This window comes from Amycolatopsis sp. NPDC003865 (assembly GCF_053605345.1).
Window position 1 is genome coordinate 161,223 of the sequence record NZ_JBSGJA010000022.1, and the last position, 16,853, is coordinate 178,075.

Below are 16,853 nucleotides of genomic sequence, written 5' to 3' on the forward strand. Positions count from 1 at the left end.
GTCGGTGCCAGGTGGCACGATCCACCCAACGAACGCGAAGGAGTGGATCGACATGGCGGGAAACGTGCGCCCCGTGGCCGACGAGCGGGACGGGCTGCTGAGCTTCCTGGAGCAGCAGCGGTACGTGCTGAAGCTCGCGGCACACGGATTGACGGACGAGCAGGCGAGAACCGCGCCGACGAAGAGCTCGCTGTCGGTGGGCGGGCTGATCAAGCACGTCGCGAGCACCGAGTACGGCTGGATGGACACCGTGCTCCAGGTGCCGCAGAAGCCGTTCGCGGAGGGCGTGGCCGAGTACGAGCTGGCGCACCGCCTGCTGCCGGAGGAGACCCTGGCGGGCGTGCTGGCCCGCTACGACGAGGTCGCGGCGCGGACGGTGGAGGTCATCGGCGGGATCGAGGACCTGGGCCGGCCCGTCCCGGTGCCGAAGGGCGTGCCGTGGTTCCCGCAGGACGTCGACGCCTGGTCGGTCCGCTGGGTCCTGCTGCACCTGATCCAGGAGACGGCCCGCCACGCCGGCCACGCGGACATCATCCGCGAGCACATCGACGGCGGTACGGCGATGCCGCTGATGGCGGCGGCCGAGGGCTGGCCGGAGTCCCCGTTCATCAAGCCGTGGCAGCCCGCGTCCGCGCCGGCCTGAGCGGGTCAGAACAGAGTCGGCTCGTCGGCCAGCGCGCCTTCGATCACCAGCATCCGGCGCTTGGTCGCGACGCCGCCGTGAGCCGAGAAGCCGCCGTCCTTGCCGCCCGCGGCGAGGACGCGGTGGCAGGGCACGACGATCGGGAACGGGTTGTGCCCCATCGCCTGCCCGACGGCCTGCGCCGACCCCGGCAGGCCGAGGCGGTGCGCGATGTCGCCGTAGGTCACGGTCTTGCCCGGCGGGATCGTGCGCGCGATCTCGTAGGCGCGGCGGTGGAACTCCGGCACGCCTTCGAGGTCCAGCGGGATCGCGGTGAGGTCCTCGCGCGCCCCGGCCAGCAGCGCCACGATCCCGTCGACCGCCGGCCGAAGCGACGGCGGCGGCGGGCCCTCGGCGGCGTCGGGGAAGCGTTTCGCCATGCGGGCGGGCAGGCCGGCGCCGGGCAGCGAAGTACCGGTGACGAGGTCGCCCCGCCACGCCAGCCCGCACGGCCCGATCGCCGTGTCGAACACCGTGAACCCCGTTGTCATGCGATCAGCCTACGACCGAAGAAGGGTTCCCCGGACGCGCCGGACCGCTAGGTTCGGTTTGGGGGATTTGCCGAGTTCGAGGAGGCTGTCGGTGCGACGCGCGATCCTGGTGGCGGCGGTTCTGCTCGGCCTGGGTGCGGCGCCCGCGGTGGCGGCCGCGGACCCGCTCGTCATGCCGCACGTCGTCGTGGCCCACAACACCTGGTGGGCCGCGCTGACCGTCCAGAAGGCCGGCGGCACGGTCGTCGCCGCGTACCCGCAGATCGGCGTCGTCGTCGCGTACACGGCGAAGGACGATTTCGCCGCGAAGGTCCGGAAGACGCCGGGCATCGAGGCTGTCGGCGCGACGCGCACCGCGAAGATCCCGAAGGAGTTCTTCGCGCCCCGCAAGGACGTCCGCTACACCGGGCCGAACTCGCCGAACTCGGGCCAGGTCCCGCCCGAGGGCACGGCGTGGGACGTCCCGGCGCTGCACCTGCCCGAAGCGCACGAGGTCACCGACGGCAGCCGGCGCACTGTCGTCGGCGTGCTCGACGTCGGCGTCGACGACACCCATCCCGACCTCGCCGGTGCCTTCGACCGCACGGATTCCGTGTCCTGCCTGTCCGGCTGGGCCGACCGGAGTCCCGGCGCCTGGCGGCCGACGCTCGACGGCCACGGCACGCACGTGGCGGGCACGATCGCCGCGGCCCGCAACGGATCCGGCGTCGTGGGCGTCGCCCCCGGCGTCCGCGTCGCCGCGGTGAAGCTGGCCGAGCTCGACGACACCGAGACGGCCGAGAGCATGGTCTGCGGGTTCGTCTGGGCCGCCGAACACGGCTTCGCCGTCACCAACAACAGCTACCGCTCGATCCCGTGGCGCTACAACTGCGACGACCAGCCCGACCAGGCCGCGGCGAAGCTGGCCGTCGGCCGCGCGGTCGCCTACGCCCAGCGCCGGAACGTCCTCGTGGTCGCGTCGGCCGGCAACGCCGGGATCGACCTCGACACGCGCTCGGTCGACCGCGAAAGCCCCGCCGACAGCACGCCGGTGGAACGCCGGATCGACCCGACGTGCACCCGGCTGCCGCACGAGCTGCCCGGCGTCGTCGGCACCGGCGCGCTGGACGAAAAGCTGGCCAAGGCGAGTTTCTCGAACTACTCGGCGTCCCGGATCAGCGTCGCGGCGCCCGGCGCGCGGGTGTGGTCGACGTGGCCGAACGGCGAATACCGCTCGGCGAGCGGGACGTCGATGGCCGCGCCGCACGCGAGCGGGGTCGCCGCTCTGATCGCGAGTGAGCACCCGTGGTGGAGTGCCGAGCGGATCAAGCGCGCCCTCTACGCCACCGCGACGCCGCTGCCGTGCCCGGACACCACCTGCACGTCCACGAAGGACGGCACGACGTACTACGGCCACGGGATGGTCGATGCGGCGAGCGCGGTCGGCGCGGGATGATGGCTGCGTGCTCGATCACCTCGTCTACGCCGGTCCCGATCTCGCCGAAGCCGTCGCCTGCGTCGCCGACCTGACCGGGGTCACCCCGGCGCCGGGCGGCAGCCACGTCGGCCTCGGCACCGCCAACCACCTCGCCGACCTCGGCGCGGGGATGTACCTGGAAGTGATCGGCCCGGACCCGGCGCAACCGGACCCGGCCGTGCCGCGGCCGTTCGGCATCGACGAGCTGACCGAGCCCGCGCTGGTCGCGTGGGCGGTCCGCACGACCGACCTCGACGCGACGATCGCGCGGGCCCGTGCCCACGGCTTCGACCCGGGCGACGCGCTGGAGATGTCCCGCGCGACGGCCGACGGCGAGACGCTGCGCTGGCGCCTGACCCCGCCGAGCGCCCCGGGCACGCTGCGCCCGTTCCTCATCGACTGGGGCACGACCCCGCACCCGACGACCCGCGGCCTGCCGTCGATCCCGCTGCTGATGGTCACGGCCACCCACCCGGACCCCGCGTCGATCCACCAGGCGACCGACGCGCTCGGCCTGGAGTTCCTGGTCCGCCGCGCGGAAGCGGCGACCATGACGGCGGCGCTACGCACCGCCGACGGCCGCCAGGTCGCGTTGAGCTAGGCCTTGCCCTCGCGCCAGGCGTTGGTGATCGGCAGCCGCCGGTCACGGCCGAAGGCCTTGAACGTGATCTTCGTGCCCGGCGGGTACTGGCGCCGCTTGTACTCGGCCTTGTCGACCATCCGCACCACGCGGTCGATGGTCTCCGGGTCGAACCCGGCGGAAACCAGGTCGGCGTAGCCGCGGTCGCCCTCGACGTAGTCGTCGAGGATGTCGTCGAGCAGCGCGTAGTCCGGTAGCGAGTCGGAGTCCATCTGGCCCGGCCGCAGCTCGGCCGACGGCGGCTTCGAGATCGAGTTCTCCGGGATCGGCGGGGTCTCGCCGTTCTTCGCCGCTTCGGCGTTGCGCCACCGCGCGAGCTGCCAGACGTGCGTCTTGAAGACGTCCTTGATCGGGGCGAACGCGCCGACCGCGTCGCCGTAGATCGTGGAGTAGCCGACCGCCAGCTCGGTCTTGTTGCCCGTGGCCAGCACCAGGTGACCGTCCAGGTTGGACAGTGCCATCAGGAGCATGCCGCGCGTGCGCGCCTGGATGTTCTCTTCGGCGAGGCCGGTCAGGGAAAGCTGGTCGACGTACACGCGGACCATGTCCTCGACCGGTTCGACGCGGTAGTGCGCCCCGATCCGCCGCGCGAGGTCTTCGGCGTCGTCCTTCGAGTGGCCGGAGGAGTACTTGGACGGCATCGAGACGCCGTAGACGTTGTCGCCACCCAGCGCGTCCGCGGCCAGCGCGGCGCAGACCGCCGAGTCGATGCCCCCGGAGAACCCGAAGGTCACCGACGAGAAGCCGTTCTTGTGCACGTAGTCCCGCAGCCCGACGACCAGCGCGTGCCACACCTCGGCCTCGTCCGACAACGGCTCGCTGATCACCGGCTCGGCCGTCGGTTCGTACGCCGGCAGCGGGTCCTCGCTCAGGACGCGGCGCCGGACGTGCAGCCCTTCGAGTTCGCCGTCGCCGGCGTGGCCGCCCGCGGTCAGGTCCATGTCGAGCACGGACAGGTGCTCGACGAACTGCGGCGCCCGCGCCAGCACGGTGCCGTCCGCGGCGACGACGAGCGAGTCGCCGTCGAAGACGAGGTCGTCCTGCCCGCCGATCTGGTTGGTGTAGACCAGCGGCGCCCCGGCTTCGGCGGCGCGGCGCGCGATGAGCGGCAGCCGCTGCTCGTCCTTCGACCGCTCGTAGGGCGACGCGTTCGGCGCGACGACCAGGTCGACACCCGCGCGGCCCAGCGCCGAGACGGGGCCGCCGTCCTGCCAGATGTCCTCGCAGATGACCATGCCGATGTCGAGCCCGTGGAACCGGACGACGTCGAGGGTGGTCCCGGGCTTGAACCAGCGGTGCTCGTCGAAGACGCCGTAGTTGGGGAGGTGGTGCTTGAACTGCCGCGCGACGACCTCACCGCGGTAGAGCGCGGCGGCCGCGTCGCGCGGGCCGGCCTCGTCGAGGTCGAGGTAGCCGATGTAGGTGAGCACCTCGCCGCACCCGGCTTCGTCGAGGCGGCGAGCCAGCGACTCGACGCCCTGCCGCGAAGCGGCGGCGAAGGTCTTGCGCAGCGAGAGGTCCTCGACGGGGTAGCCGGTCAGGGACATCTCGGGGAAGACGACGACGTGGGCGCCGGCCTCGGCGGCCCGGCGGGTCCAGGAGACGTGCAGGTCGGCGTTGCCGTCCAGGTCGCCGACGGTGGGGTTGACCTGGGCGAGCGCGATGCGCAGTTGCGGCATGCCGCCATTCTGGCTCACTGCCACCCGGCAGGCCGAGCGAATGTGGGCGAAACGCCACGCTAGGTCGAGGCGACCGCGTCCCGGTGCTTGAGCTTCGCCATCCGCCCGTCCCGGTGGTGCCAGACGACGCCCTCGAACTCCGGGTGCGCGAGCAGCCACGCCATCAGCCCGTCGTAGTCGCGCGGGACGCCGGCGAACTCCTGCGCGCTCGCGTGCGGCACCAGCCGGTGCTCGCCGAACTTCTCCGGATCGCCGTTGACCTTCGGCCCGCACAGCTCGTAGGTGCCGGGCGCCGCACCGAAAAGCCCGTCGAGCGCCTCGTCGAAGAACGCCGCGAACGGCGACTGCTCGACCGGCTCCCAGCCGACCGTCTTCCCGGTTTCGGGGTCGGTCTGCACGGCTTCGAACCCGTCCGGCGCGGTCTTGCCCGCCTTGACCTCGCGCCGCGCCCACCAGGTGCCGGACTCGTCGAGCCGGACGCAGGTGCCGTCGTACTTGCGGGTGGGCACGCCTTCGCCGTCGAGCACCCACTGGCAGCCGGGGTGCACCTCGCGGGTCACCCGCCGGAGGTCTTCGGGGTCGCGGCGGAACAGCGTCGGGATCTTGCGCATGCCCCGATTCTTCCGGCCCCGGCAACCGAAAAAACCCCCGCTCGGACGAACCGGGCGGGGGTTTTCGGCGGGAAGATCGCTACTTCCGCTTGATCATGCTCCGGACCTTCTTGATGGTCTGCTCGAAGTCGGAGTCGAACGGGTTGTCGTGCACCAGGTAGGTCCACGTCGTGTTGGCCCGCCGGACGCCGGCCTCGCCGAGATCGATGCCCTCGTCGGTCAGCTCCGCCTCTTCGAGCGTCTTCGCCGCCCGCGAGTCGGCCTCGCCGATGATCTTGTGGAACTCGGGGATCGCGGCGCGGTGGAACTCGTCCAGCGGGGTCTCCCGCGCGAGCGCCCGCAGGTGGATGCTCTCGCGGACGTCGGTCAGGTACGCCAGGTGGTCCGACCACAGCTGGTCGACGTGGAACAGCAGCACCTCGCGGCACATCTGGTCCAGCTTGTCCTGGTCGTCGAGCTTCTCCTTCAGCTCGGCGAACTTCTCCGGGTGCGCCTTCTCCAGCTGCTCCGCCGCGTACGCGGTGCGAAGCACCTTGTCGCGGTGCACCAGCAGGTCACGCCGCTGCCGCTCGATCAGCCGCGTGTAGCGCCAGGTGTTGCGGTGGATCTCCAGGTCGACACCCTCGGCGACGCGCTGGGCGTGGTTGAGCTGCCGCAGCGCCGCCGGGTCCTTGATCTCGCCGGTCTCCTCGTCGTCGACGATGCCCTCGGGCACGTCCGGCGCGTTCGACAGCACGAGTTCGTCGTTCAGGCTCGCGAAGAAGATCGCGCTGCCCGGGTCGCCCTGCCGGCCGGAGCGGCCGCGCAGCTGGCCGTCGAGCCGGCTCGACGGGTACCGCGCGGTGCCGATGACGTGCAGCCCGCCCAGCTCGACGACCTCGTCGCGGGTGGCGCCGTCGGTGCCGCCCAGCCGGATGTCGGTACCGCGGCCGGCCATCTGCGTGGACACGGTGACCGCGCCCTTCTTGCCGGCCTCGGCGATGATCGCCGCCTCTTCGGCGTCGTTGCGCGCGTTGAGCACGACGCACTCGAGGTCGACCTTCGCGAGCTTCTCGGCGAGCTCTTCGGACTCGGCGACGTCCTGGGTGCCGACGAGGATCGGCCGCCCGGTCTCGTGGACCGTGCGGATCTCCTCCTCGATCGCCCGCAGCTTCTGCGACGGCGACGCGAAGATCCGGTCTTCGAGGTCCTCGCGGATGTTCGGCGTGTTCGGCGGGATGACCGCGACCTCGAGCTCGTAGAACTCGCGCAGCTGCTCGGCGACGGCGACCGCGGTACCGGTCATGCCGGCGACCTCGGGGTAGCGCGCCAGCAGCGCCTGGACGGTGATCGAGTCGAGGATCTCGCCGCGGTCGGTCGCGGTGACCTGCTCCTTCGCTTCGACGGCGGCCTGGAGGCCGTCCGGCCAGCGCTGCAGCTCGGCGACGCGGCCGCGGGCGGCGTTGATGAGCTGGACCTTGCCGTCGCGGACCAGGTAGTCGACGTCGCGGGTGAGCAGCGCGTGCGCGTGCAGGGCGACGTTCACCGCGGGCAGCCGGTCGGACGCCGTCTCGCCGTAGAGGTCGTCGACCTCCAGGCCGAGCGACTTCGCGACCACGGACGCGCCGGCGTCGGTCAGCCAGGCGTTGCGGCCTTCGGAGTCGGTTTCGTAGTGCAGGTTGAGCCGCAGCCGCCGGACGACCTTCGCGACCTCTTCGTCGGCGTCGGTGTGGTCGATCGAGCCGGCCATCACCAGCGGGACGCGGGCCTCGTCGACCAGCACCGAGTCCGCCTCGTCGACGATCGCGACCTCGGGGGCCGGCTGGACGAGGTCGTCGACCGACGTCACCAGCCGGTCGCGCAGCACGTCGAAGCCGATCTCGGCGACGGCGCCGTACGTGACGTCCTTGGCGTAGGCCTCGCGGCGCTCTTCGCGGGAGTGCGCGGGCTCGACCCAGCCGACCGACACGCCGAGCAGGGCGTAGACCGGGCCCATCCACTCGGCGTCGCGGCGGGCCAGGTAGTCGTTGACGGTGACGACGTGAACGCGCTTTCCGCGGAGCGCGTACCCGGCCGCGGCCAGCGCGCCGGCGAGCGTCTTGCCCTCACCGGTCTCCATCTGGACGACGTGCTTGGTGAGCAGGCCCATCGTGCCGAGCACCTGGACGTCGAACGCGCGCTCGCCCAGCGCCCGGCGGGCGGCCTCGCGGCCCAGCGCGCAGACCTCGATCAGCTGGTCGTCGCCGAAGGCGGTGTCCTTCAGCTTCTCGCGCAGCTCGTTCGCCCGCTCGGTCAGCTCCGCGTCGGAGAGCTTCTCGAGCTCGGGTTCGAGCTTCTCGACCGCGGGCAGCAGTGCTTCGTAGCGGGTCAGCTCGACGCTGCCCGGCCGCTGGATGATCCGGCGGAGCTTCTTGCCCACCCGGCTGATCAGTGCTGCCACCCCTGGTCTCCCGTTCTCTCTTCGCTCGACCGGCCTGCCCCACCCAACGTGGCGGTGGTGCGTTCGAGTTCCGCGGCCGGATGGGACGATCCAACCGTGTTCCCTCATCCCAGCGCCAGGTCCGGACGTATCCGACGCCGCCGGATCACCGCAATTGCGACATCCGTGCTGATCGCGGCCTCGCTGGCCGCGTGCACGTCCACCGGCAAGCCGGCGCCACCGGCGCCGACGACCGAGTCGCACCCCCCGTCCGGGCCGGTGCCCGCCGGGCTGGAGCGGTTCTACGGCCAGAGCCTGAGCTGGGCCGAGTGCGCACCTTACGCGACGTCGGAGGACAGCAGGTCGGCGTTCCAGGCGAAGGACGTCCAGTGCGCCCGGCTGACCGTGCCGCTGGACTACGCGAAGCCGGCCGGGGACACCATCACGCTGGGCCTGCTCCGGCACAAGGCGACGGACTCCGGCTCCCGGATCGGCTCGCTGGTGGTCAACCCCGGCGGGCCGGGCGCGTCGGGCATGGTCGCGGCCGCCGGGCTGGTCAAGCCGGCCACGAGCGCCGGCCTGGCCAAGCGCTTCGACCTGGTCGGCTTCGACCCGCGGGGGATCGGGGCGAGCCAGCCTGCCATCCACTGCCTCACCGACTCCGAGCGGGACGCCGACCGCGCCGACGACAGCGAGACCGACGGCTCGCCGGCCGGCGTCCTGAAGCAGGAAGCGCAGGAAAAGGACTTCGCCGCGAAGTGCGCCCAGCGCACCGACGACGGCACGGGGATGCTGGCCAACGTCGGCACCCGGGACGTCGTGAAGGACCTCGACGTCCTGCGCTCGGTCCTCGGCGACGAAAAGCTCACCTATCTGGGCTACTCCTACGGCACCCGGATCGGCTCGACGTACGCCGAAGCCTTCCCGAAGAACGTCCGGGCGATGATCCTCGACGGCGCGGTCGACCCGGAGCAGGACGCGGTGGAGTCGCTGGTCGCGCAGGGCCAGGGTTTCGGGACGGCGTTCACCGAGTTCGCGAAGTGGTGCACCGCCCAGCAGGACTGCGCGCTCGGCCAGGACGCCGGCGGCGCGGTCAAGGCGTTCCAGGACCTCGTCCGGCCGCTGATCGAGTTCCCGGTCCCGGTCGGCGACGGCCGCAAGCTCTCCTACGAGGACGCGACGACCGGCGTCATCCAGGCGCTCTACCAGGAGAGCCTCTGGGACACGCTCAACTCGGGCCTCAACGAGCTGCGCCAGCAGCGCGGCGCCACGCTGGAGAAGCTCGCCGACGTCTACAACGAGCGCGACACCGACGGCAAGTACGGCACCACGCAGGACGCCTTCACGGCGATCCGCTGCGTCGACGACCCGCGCGTCACGGACCCGGCCGTCATCCTCAAGGCGCAGGAGCAGTACGTGAAGGTGGCGCCGTTCCTCGACGACGGCCGCCCGGCTTCGGCGGCCCGTGACGCGTGCGCGTTCTGGCCGGTGCCGAACACCTCCGAGCCGCACGTGCCGAACGTCGAAGGCCTGGCGAAGACGCTGGTCATCTCGACGACCAACGACCCGGCGACGCCGTACCAGGCCGGCGTCAACCTCGCGAAGGGCCTGAAGGGCGCGCTGCTGACCTTCGAGGGCACGCAGCACACGGTGTTCCTGCAGGGCGTGAAGTGCGTCGACGAGGCCGGCACGGACTACCTCGTCGACGGCACCGTGCCGCCGGACGGGACGCGGTGCACCGCGCAGTAGGCCTGGCCGCGCTGGCGGTGCTGCTGGCGGCGTGCACGAGCGCGCCGCCGGCCGCCCCGCCGGTGTCGTCACCCCCGCCTGACCTGGGCAAGTTCACCAGGCAGAAGCTCGCGTGGACGCCGTGCGGCGAGGCACTGGACTGCGCGCACCTGAGCGTGCCGCTGGATTACGCGGCCCCGGACGGGCCCGCGATCACCGTCGGGCTGCTGCGGCACAAGGCCACGAAACAGCGGATCGGCTCCCTGGTCGTGAACCCCGGCGGGCCCGGCGGCCAGGGCACGGCGACGGCCGCCGCGCTGGCGAAGACGCCGGCCGCCGCGCCCCTGCTCGAGCGGTTCGACCTGGTCGGCTTCGACCCGCGTGGCGTCGGCACCAGCGAGCCGCGGCTCACCTGCCGCACCGACGCCGAGGTGGACGCGGACCGCGCGTCCGACGTCGAAAGCGATATGTCGCCCGAAGGGGTGAAAAAGCAGCTCGCCGAGACGACCGCGTATGGCGCGAAGTGTGCCGAAGGGACGAAGTTCGGCAAGGAGTTCCTGGCGAACGTCGGCACGCGAGACGTCGTACGCGACCTCGACGTCCTTCGCGCCGCGCTCGGCGACGAGAAGCTGACCTACCTCGGCTACTCGTACGGGACGCAGATCGGCGCGGCCTACGCCGAGGCGTACCCGCGCAACGTCCGCGCGCTGCTTCTCGACGGCGCGGTCGATCCGGCCCAGGGGCTGGTGGATTCCCTGGTCACGCAGGCCGCGGGCTTCCAGGACGCGCTGAACGAGTTCACCGAATGGTGCGCGTGCCCCTTCGCCGGCAGCACCGAAGCGTTTCAGCGGCTCGTGCGTCCGCTGATCACCGAGCCGCTGCCCGCGGGCGCCCGGAAGCTGTCGTTCGAGGACGCGATCACGGGCACGTTCGGCGGGCTCTACGCACGCGGCGACTGGCCCGCCCTGAAGGCCGCGCTCGCCCAGGTGGCCGCGGGCAACGGCCGGACCCTGCTGGCCTTCGCCGACGACTACTACCAGCGCGACCGCGACGGCCACTACAGCGGCGCGGTCGACGCGTACTTCGCGGTCCGCTGCGTCGACCACACCCGCGTCACCGACCGGGCCGTGATCGACCGCGCGCACGGGAAGATGCTGGCCGGCGCCCCGTTCTTGGCCGGCGGCACGCCCGACACGAGCGAGCTGGACATCTGCTCGACCTGGCCGGTCCCGCCGACGTCCACCGAGCACGCGCCGCGGCCCGAAAACCTGCCGAAGCCGCTGGTCGTCTCGACCACGCACGACCCGGCGACACCCCATCAGCAGGGCATCGACCTGGCGAAGGACCTGGGTGGCGTCTTGCTCGCCTACGAGAGCGTCCAGCACACGGTGTTCCTGCAGGGCAACAGCTGCGTGGACCGCGCGGGCATCGCGTACCTGATCGGCGGGACGGCGGCCGAGACCCGCTGCTAGTCGACGTCCACGGGGTCGTTCTGCCTGGTCAGCGACAGCTCGATCATCACCGGGCTGAGGTGGTCCCCGGCCGGCGGGATCTGCACCCACAGCCGCGCGAACCGGCGCGGCCCCTCGGCCGAAACCCACACCTTGACCGTGATGTCGGTGGTGACCCGAGCCAGCACGCCGTGCGCGACCGCCGCGGGCACCCGGCCGCCGACCCGCAGCGCGGCCACGCCGTCGACGTTCTCCTTGCCCTCGGTCTTCGCGTCGGTGACGCCGTCGAGCAGCCGCTTCAGCCCGCCGTCCGGCCCGAGGAAAGCGCCGACCGCGTACTCCTCGGGCAGCGGGCCGCGCTCCGCGACCTGCTCGCCCCGCACCTCGAAGCGGAACTTGGTGTGGCCGTCGCCGTCCTGGACGTCGGCCGTGCCGGTCGCGGCCCCGCCGCCGTCGAGCGTCGCGTCGCCTTCGATCTGCCGGAGCGGGAAGCCCGGCAGGACGCCGTTGACGCCGGCCGCGAAGTGCACGCTCCGGACCGAGGCGAACGACGTCGCCGCGTCGCGGACCAGCTCGGAACCCGCCGGGAACGGCCCGCGCGTGTCGGGCGACCCGGTGCACCCCGCGGTCAGCAGGAGCACGAGGAGGAGGGCGAGGCGCGACATCCCCCGAGCCTACTGTTGGCCCGATCCTTTCGGATGATGTCCTTCCGGCCACTGTCGGAGCCACGCGCGCTCGGTGAGACTGGCCGGGTGACTGTCGAGACCCGCCCTGCCCCGAAGCTGCACCGTGCCTGGCTCATCGCCGGTGCCGCGTTCGTCGCGCTGCTCGCCTCCGCCGGCTTCCGCTCCGCCCCCGGCGTCCTGATCGACCCGCTGCACGAGGAGTTCGGCTGGTCCACGGCCACGATCAGCTCGGCCGTCTCGGTCAACCTCGTCCTCTACGGCCTCTTCGCGCCCTTCGCGGCGGCGCTGATGGAGCGGTTCGGCATCCGCCGCGTCTCGGCGACGGCGTTGTTCGTCATCGCCGTCGGCGCGGCCGGCACGGTCTTCATGACCGCGAGCTGGCAGCTGATCCTGTTCTGGGGCGTGTTCATCGGCGCGGGCACCGGCTCGATGGCCATGAGCTTCGCCGCGACGGTCGCGACCAGGTGGTTCGTCCGCAGCCGCGGCGTCGTCACCGGCGTGCTGACCGCGGCGGGCGCCACCGGCCAGCTGATCTTCCTGCCGGTCATCGCGAACCTCGCGGTGAGCTCGGGCTGGCGGACGGCGTCGCTGGTGATCGCGATCGCCGCGCTGGCGGTGGTCCCGGTGGTCCTGCTCGTCATCCGCGACCACCCGGCCGACATCGGCACCACGGCGTACGGCGCGCCCGCCGACGCCGAGGTCACGCGCCCGGCGTCGAAGACCGGCTCGGCCCGCCGCGCGCTTTCGGTGCTGGGCCAGGCCGCGCGCACCCGGACGTTCTGGCTGCTGGCGATCGGCTTCGCGATCTGCGGCGCCACGACGAACGGCCTGGTCGGCACGCACTTCGTCCCGGCCGCGCACGACCACGGCATGCCCCAGACGACGGCCGCGAGCCTGCTGGCCCTGGTCGGCGTGTTCGACGTCGTCGGGACGATCTTCTCGGGCTGGCTCACCGACCGCGTCGACCCGCGCATCCTCCTCGGCGTCTACTACGCGCTGCGCGGGCTCTCGCTGGCGCTGCTGCCGCAGCTGTTCACGGACTCGGTGCAGCCGAGCATGTGGGCGTTCATCCTGTTCTACGGCCTCGACTGGGTGGCCACGGTCCCGCCGACGGTCGCGCTCTGCGTCCGCGCCTTCGGCGACGCGGGCCCGATCGTGTTCGGCTGGGTCTTCGCCAGCCACCAGCTGGGCGCGGCCTTCGCGGCGTCGGCCGCCGGCCTGGTCCGCGACCAGCTCGGGAACTACGACCTGGCCTGGTACTCGGCGGCGGTGCTGGCCGTGCTGGCGTCGGTCGCCTCACTGGCCATCACGCGGGCGAAGAAGCCCGTCGCGGTGCTCGCGACGTGACTTCGTCACCCCCGGCGCGTCGTGAAACATCCCGTTAACACGCTGTCGTTAGGGTGCGGCCATGGATCGCCAGCAGGAATTCGTGCTCCGCACGCTCGAGGAGCGCGACATCCGTTTCGTCCGTCTCTGGTTCACCGATGTGCTGGGGTTCCTCAAGTCCGTCGCGGTCGCGCCGGCGGAACTCGAAGGCGCTTTCAACGACGGCATCGGCTTCGACGGCTCGGCCATCGAAGGCTTCGCGCGCGTCTACGAATCGGACATGGTCGCCAAGCCCGACCCGGCCACGTTCCAGGTCCTGCCTTGGGAGACCCCCGACGGCAGCCCGTACTCGGCCCGCATGTTCTGCGACATCGCGATGCCGGACGGCTCGCCGTCGTGGGCCGACCCGCGGCACGTCCTGCGCCGCCAGCTTTCGAAGGCGGCCGAAGCGGGGTTCACCTGCTACGTCCACCCCGAGATCGAGTTCTTCCTGCTCTCGAACATGCCCGAGGACGGCAGCGAGCCGGAGCCCGCGGACAACGGCGGCTACTTCGACCAGGCCAGCCACGCCACGGCGACGCACTTCCGCCGCCACGCCATCGAGACGCTCGAGGCGATGGGCATCTCGGTCGAGTTCAGCCACCACGAAGGGGCACCGGGGCAGCAGGAGATCGACCTCCGCTACGCCGACGCGCTGACGATGGCCGACAACGTGATGACGTTCCGCTACGTCGTCAAGGAGGTCGCGCTGACCCAGGGCGTGCGCGCGACCTTCATGCCCAAGCCGTTCACCGACCAGCCCGGCTCGGGGATGCACACGCACGTCAGCCTGTTCGAAGGCGACCGCAACGCCTTCTACGACGCCGAGGACCCGCACGAGCTGTCGGAGACCGGCAAGGCGTTCGTCGCCGGCGTGCTGCACCACGCCAAGGAGATCTCCGCCGTCACGAACCAGTGGGTCAACTCCTACAAACGCCTGATCAGCGGCAGTGAGGCCCCGACGACCGTCTCGTGGGGCCGCGCGAACCGCTCGGCGCTCGTCCGCGTCCCGATGTATTCACCCGGTAAGGCGTCATCCCGACGGGTGGAGATCCGTACGCTGGACTCGGCGTGCAACCCGTACCTGGCGTACTCGGTCATCCTGGCCGCCGGGCTCAAGGGGATCGAGAAGGGCTACGAGCTGCCGCCACCCGCCGAGGACAACATCTGGCAGCTCAGCGACGCCGAGCGGCGTGCCGCCGGGTACTCGCAGCTGCCGCAGAACCTGGGGGAGGCGCTGTCCGAGATGGAGAAGTCGGAGCTCCTGCCGGAAGCGCTCGGCGAGCACGTCTACGACTTCTTCCTCCGGAACAAGCGCGTGGAGTGGGACAACTACCGCAGCGCGGTCACCCCGTACGAACTCCGAACGCTCCTCCCGGTGCTCTGATGGGGCGGCGGCCGGCACTCCTCGCACTGCTGGCCGCCGTACTCCTGCTCGTCCCGGCCGCGCCCGTCGCCTCGGCGTCCGGACGCTTCGACCTCGACTCCGCCGACATCCCGGCGCTGCAGGCGCGGATGGCGGCCGGCCGGCTCACCGCGGTGGGCCTGACCAGCGCGTACCTCGAGCGGATCCACCGGATCGACGGCAAGGTCAACGCGGTACTGGCGCTCAACCCGTCGGCGCTGCGCCAGGCTTCCGAGAGCGACGCCCGGCGCCGGGCTCACCGCCTCCGCGGCCCGCTCGACGGCATCCCGGTGCTGGTCAAGGACAACGTCGACACGCGCGACCAGTGGACGACGGCGGGGTCGCGGGCCCTGCGCAGCCACCCGGCGAAGGACGCCACGCTGATCACCCGGTTGCGGGACGCCGGAGCGGTGATCCTGGGCAAGGCGAACCTCTCCGAATGGGCGAACTTCCGCGCCGCGAAGCCGACGTCCGGCTGGTCGGGCGTCGGCGGGCAGACGAACAACCCGTACGTGCTGGACCGCAACCCGTGCGGGTCGTCCGCCGGGTCCGCGGCCGGCGTCGCCGCGTCGCTGGCCCAGGTCGCGATCGGCTCGGAGACCGACGGCTCGATCGTGTGCCCCGCGGGCATGACCGCGACGGTCGGGCACAAACCCAGCCTCGGCCTGGTCAGCCGCACCGGCGTGGTGCCGATCTCCGCCGAGCAGGACACCGCCGGGCCGATCGCCCGCACCGTCGTCGACGTCGCGCTCACGCTGTCGGTCCTGCAAGGCCGGGACCCCGCGGACCCGGCAACTCTCCAGTACCCGTCTTCGCAGCCGAAGGACTACGCGAAGCTGCTCCGCCCGGGAGTCCTGCGCGGCGCGCGGATCGGGTTGTGGCGGCTGCCGGTGCTCGGCCCGGCCACCGACGCGGTCATGACGTCCGCCCGGAATTCCCTGGTCAAGGCCGGAGCGACGGTCGTCGAGGTGACCCCGCCGTACCAGGACCGGCTCCTGGAGCTGGAGTTCCCGGCCCTGCTCACCGAGTTCCACCGGGACATCGACGCCTACCTCGCGACCCGCCCGACCGGCCCCCGGAACCTGGCCGACCTGATCGCCTACAACCGCGCGGACCCGCTGGAGCGGACGTGCTTCGCGGGGCAGGAGCTGTTCGAGCAGGCACTGGCCGCGCCGCCGCCGACCGACCCCGGTTACCTGGCCGGCCGCGCCGAGCTGTCGGACCTCGCCCGGCGGTCGCTCGACGAGACCCTGGCGAAGTACCACCTGGACGCGATCGCGTCGCCGACCAACCCGCCGGCGTGGAAGACCGACTGCGCGGTGGGCGACAACGACGTGATCCCGTCGTCGACCCCGGCCGCGGTCGCGGGCTACCCGGACGTGACCGTGCCCGCCGGGTTTGCCGGACCGCTCCCCGTGGGTATTCGTTCATGGGTGCCCGGTGGTCGGACGCCCGGATGCTCGCGCTCGCGGCGGACTTCTCGCGGGCGGCTCCGGTGCGGGTTCCGCCGGGGTACTTGCCGACGCTGCCGTCGTGAGGGCTCTGGACACGCTCTGACCTGCGGCAATGGCGTTAAGTGACCCCCCTGTTCGGGACCGGTTTCGGGGCATGTAATCTTCTCTTCGTCGCCAGGAACACCGGGTCGCCCCGGGGCCGCAAGCCCCGAAGATCCGGCCGGGCCGAGCGGGTTGACACCGCGGATCGGACCGGGTAATGTTCAGCGTCGGCCCACGAGCGGCCGCCGAATCCCTACGACTAACACCGTAGGCTGAGGCATGCTCGACCAAAAGCTTTGAATATCGCTTGGAACAACTGCCGAGGATAAAGCCGCTGATAAGGCGGTGAGTCCAGAGTGTGTTGCTTGAGAACTCAACAGTGTGCTAGTGAACTAAGCCAGTAGAGCTTATGTATGAAACCCCTCGTCGGGGTTTCCTTTGAGAGCAAGTATTTTGCCTCGATTGAATTCGAAGACATTGTTGGAGAGTTTGATCCTGGCTCAGGACGAACGCTGGCGGCGTGCTTAACACATGCAAGTCGAACGCTGAAGCACCTTCGGGTGTGGATGAGTGGCGAACGGGTGAGTAACACGTGGGTAATCTGCCCTGCACTCTGGGATAAGCCTTGGAAACGAGGTCTAATACCGGATATCACTTCCCTGGGCATCCAGGGTTGTTGAAAGTTCTGGCGGTGCAGGATGAACCCGCGGCCTATCAGCTTGTTGGTGGGGTAGTGGCCTACCAAGGCGACGACGGGTAGCCGGC

The 16,853-nt window shown here is 71.4% G+C and carries 12 protein-coding genes, 1 rRNA gene and 1 pseudogene; 9 read left to right on the forward strand and 5 right to left on the reverse strand.

Going from position 1 to position 16,853, the window contains the following annotated elements:
- Positions 1 to 52: 52 nt before the first annotated feature.
- The gene (locus ACWEVP_RS39545; protein WP_452067691.1) at positions 53 to 643 is read left to right on the forward strand and encodes a DinB family protein; all 591 of its coding nucleotides are present in this window, start codon (positions 53 to 55) and stop codon (positions 641 to 643) included.
- Positions 644 to 648: 5 nt separating this feature from the next.
- Here the strand turns inward: ACWEVP_RS39545 and ACWEVP_RS39550 are convergent, their stop codons facing one another.
- Positions 649 to 1,173 carry a methylated-DNA--[protein]-cysteine S-methyltransferase gene (locus ACWEVP_RS39550; RefSeq protein ID WP_452067692.1) on the reverse strand — a complete coding sequence of 175 codons (525 nt, stop codon included), beginning with the start codon at positions 1,171 to 1,173 and terminating at the stop codon, positions 649 to 651.
- A 91-nt stretch (positions 1,174 to 1,264) separates the two neighbouring features.
- Between ACWEVP_RS39550 and ACWEVP_RS39555 the strand changes: the two genes are divergently transcribed.
- Both ACWEVP_RS39555 and ACWEVP_RS39560 read left to right on the forward strand, forming a co-directional pair.
- On the forward strand, positions 1,265 to 2,608 hold the full coding sequence (locus ACWEVP_RS39555; protein WP_452067693.1) for a S8 family peptidase: 1,344 nt from the start codon (positions 1,265 to 1,267) through the stop codon (positions 2,606 to 2,608).
- A gap of 7 nt (positions 2,609 to 2,615) precedes the next feature.
- The gene (locus ACWEVP_RS39560; RefSeq protein ID WP_452067694.1) at positions 2,616 to 3,230 is read left to right on the forward strand and encodes a VOC family protein; all 615 of its coding nucleotides are present in this window, start codon (positions 2,616 to 2,618) and stop codon (positions 3,228 to 3,230) included.
- Here the strand turns inward: ACWEVP_RS39560 and ACWEVP_RS39565 are convergent.
- The 3 genes from ACWEVP_RS39565 to secA2 all read right to left on the reverse strand — a co-directional run bounded on the left by ACWEVP_RS39565 (position 3,227) and on the right by secA2 (position 7,978).
- Positions 3,227 to 4,948 carry an NAD+ synthase gene (locus ACWEVP_RS39565; protein ID WP_452067695.1) on the reverse strand — a complete coding sequence of 574 codons (1,722 nt, stop codon included), beginning with the start codon at positions 4,946 to 4,948 and terminating at the stop codon, positions 3,227 to 3,229. The two genes, ACWEVP_RS39560 and ACWEVP_RS39565, sit on opposite strands and share 4 nt — an antisense overlap.
- Before the next feature lie 59 nt (positions 4,949 to 5,007).
- On the reverse strand, positions 5,008 to 5,559 hold the full coding sequence (locus ACWEVP_RS39570) for an RNA ligase 1 family protein (protein ID WP_452067696.1): 552 nt from the start codon (positions 5,557 to 5,559) through the stop codon (positions 5,008 to 5,010).
- Between the two features lie 79 nt (positions 5,560 to 5,638).
- Positions 5,639 to 7,978, reverse strand: a complete 2,340-nt coding sequence (gene secA2 / locus ACWEVP_RS39575) for an accessory Sec system translocase SecA2 (RefSeq protein WP_452067697.1) — start codon at positions 7,976 to 7,978, stop codon at positions 5,639 to 5,641.
- A gap of 165 nt (positions 7,979 to 8,143) precedes the next feature.
- Between secA2 and ACWEVP_RS39580 the strand changes: the two genes are divergently transcribed.
- Both ACWEVP_RS39580 and ACWEVP_RS39585 read left to right on the forward strand, forming a co-directional pair.
- The gene (locus tag ACWEVP_RS39580; protein WP_452067698.1) at positions 8,144 to 9,706 is read left to right on the forward strand and encodes an alpha/beta hydrolase; all 1,563 of its coding nucleotides are present in this window, start codon (positions 8,144 to 8,146) and stop codon (positions 9,704 to 9,706) included.
- The gene (locus tag ACWEVP_RS39585) at positions 9,691 to 11,157 is read left to right on the forward strand and encodes an alpha/beta fold hydrolase (RefSeq protein ID WP_452067699.1); all 1,467 of its coding nucleotides are present in this window, start codon (positions 9,691 to 9,693) and stop codon (positions 11,155 to 11,157) included. The genes ACWEVP_RS39580 and ACWEVP_RS39585 overlap by 16 nt, the downstream gene beginning before the upstream one ends.
- Here the strand turns inward: ACWEVP_RS39585 and ACWEVP_RS39590 are convergent.
- Positions 11,154 to 11,801 carry an LppX_LprAFG lipoprotein gene (locus ACWEVP_RS39590; protein WP_452067700.1) on the reverse strand — a complete coding sequence of 216 codons (648 nt, stop codon included), beginning with the start codon at positions 11,799 to 11,801 and terminating at the stop codon, positions 11,154 to 11,156. The two genes, ACWEVP_RS39585 and ACWEVP_RS39590, sit on opposite strands and share 4 nt — an antisense overlap.
- Positions 11,802 to 11,888: 87 nt before the next feature.
- Between ACWEVP_RS39590 and ACWEVP_RS39595 the strand changes: the two genes are divergently transcribed.
- The 4 genes and pseudogenes from ACWEVP_RS39595 to ACWEVP_RS39610 form a co-directional block, all read left to right on the forward strand.
- A complete protein-coding gene (locus ACWEVP_RS39595; protein ID WP_452067701.1) occupies positions 11,889 to 13,169 on the forward strand; it encodes an MFS transporter in 1,281 nt (426 codons plus the stop codon).
- Positions 13,170 to 13,230: 61 nt separating this feature from the next.
- Entirely contained in the window at positions 13,231 to 14,574 is a 1,344-nt protein-coding gene (glnA, locus tag ACWEVP_RS39600; RefSeq protein WP_452067702.1) for a type I glutamate--ammonia ligase, read from the forward strand.
- A pseudogene (locus ACWEVP_RS39605) lies at positions 14,574 to 16,129 on the forward strand (amidase). Before glnA ends, ACWEVP_RS39605 begins: the two are co-directional and overlap by 1 nt.
- 436 nt (positions 16,130 to 16,565) lie before the next feature.
- A 16S ribosomal RNA gene (locus ACWEVP_RS39610) occupies positions 16,566 to 16,853 on the forward strand; the annotation flags it as partial.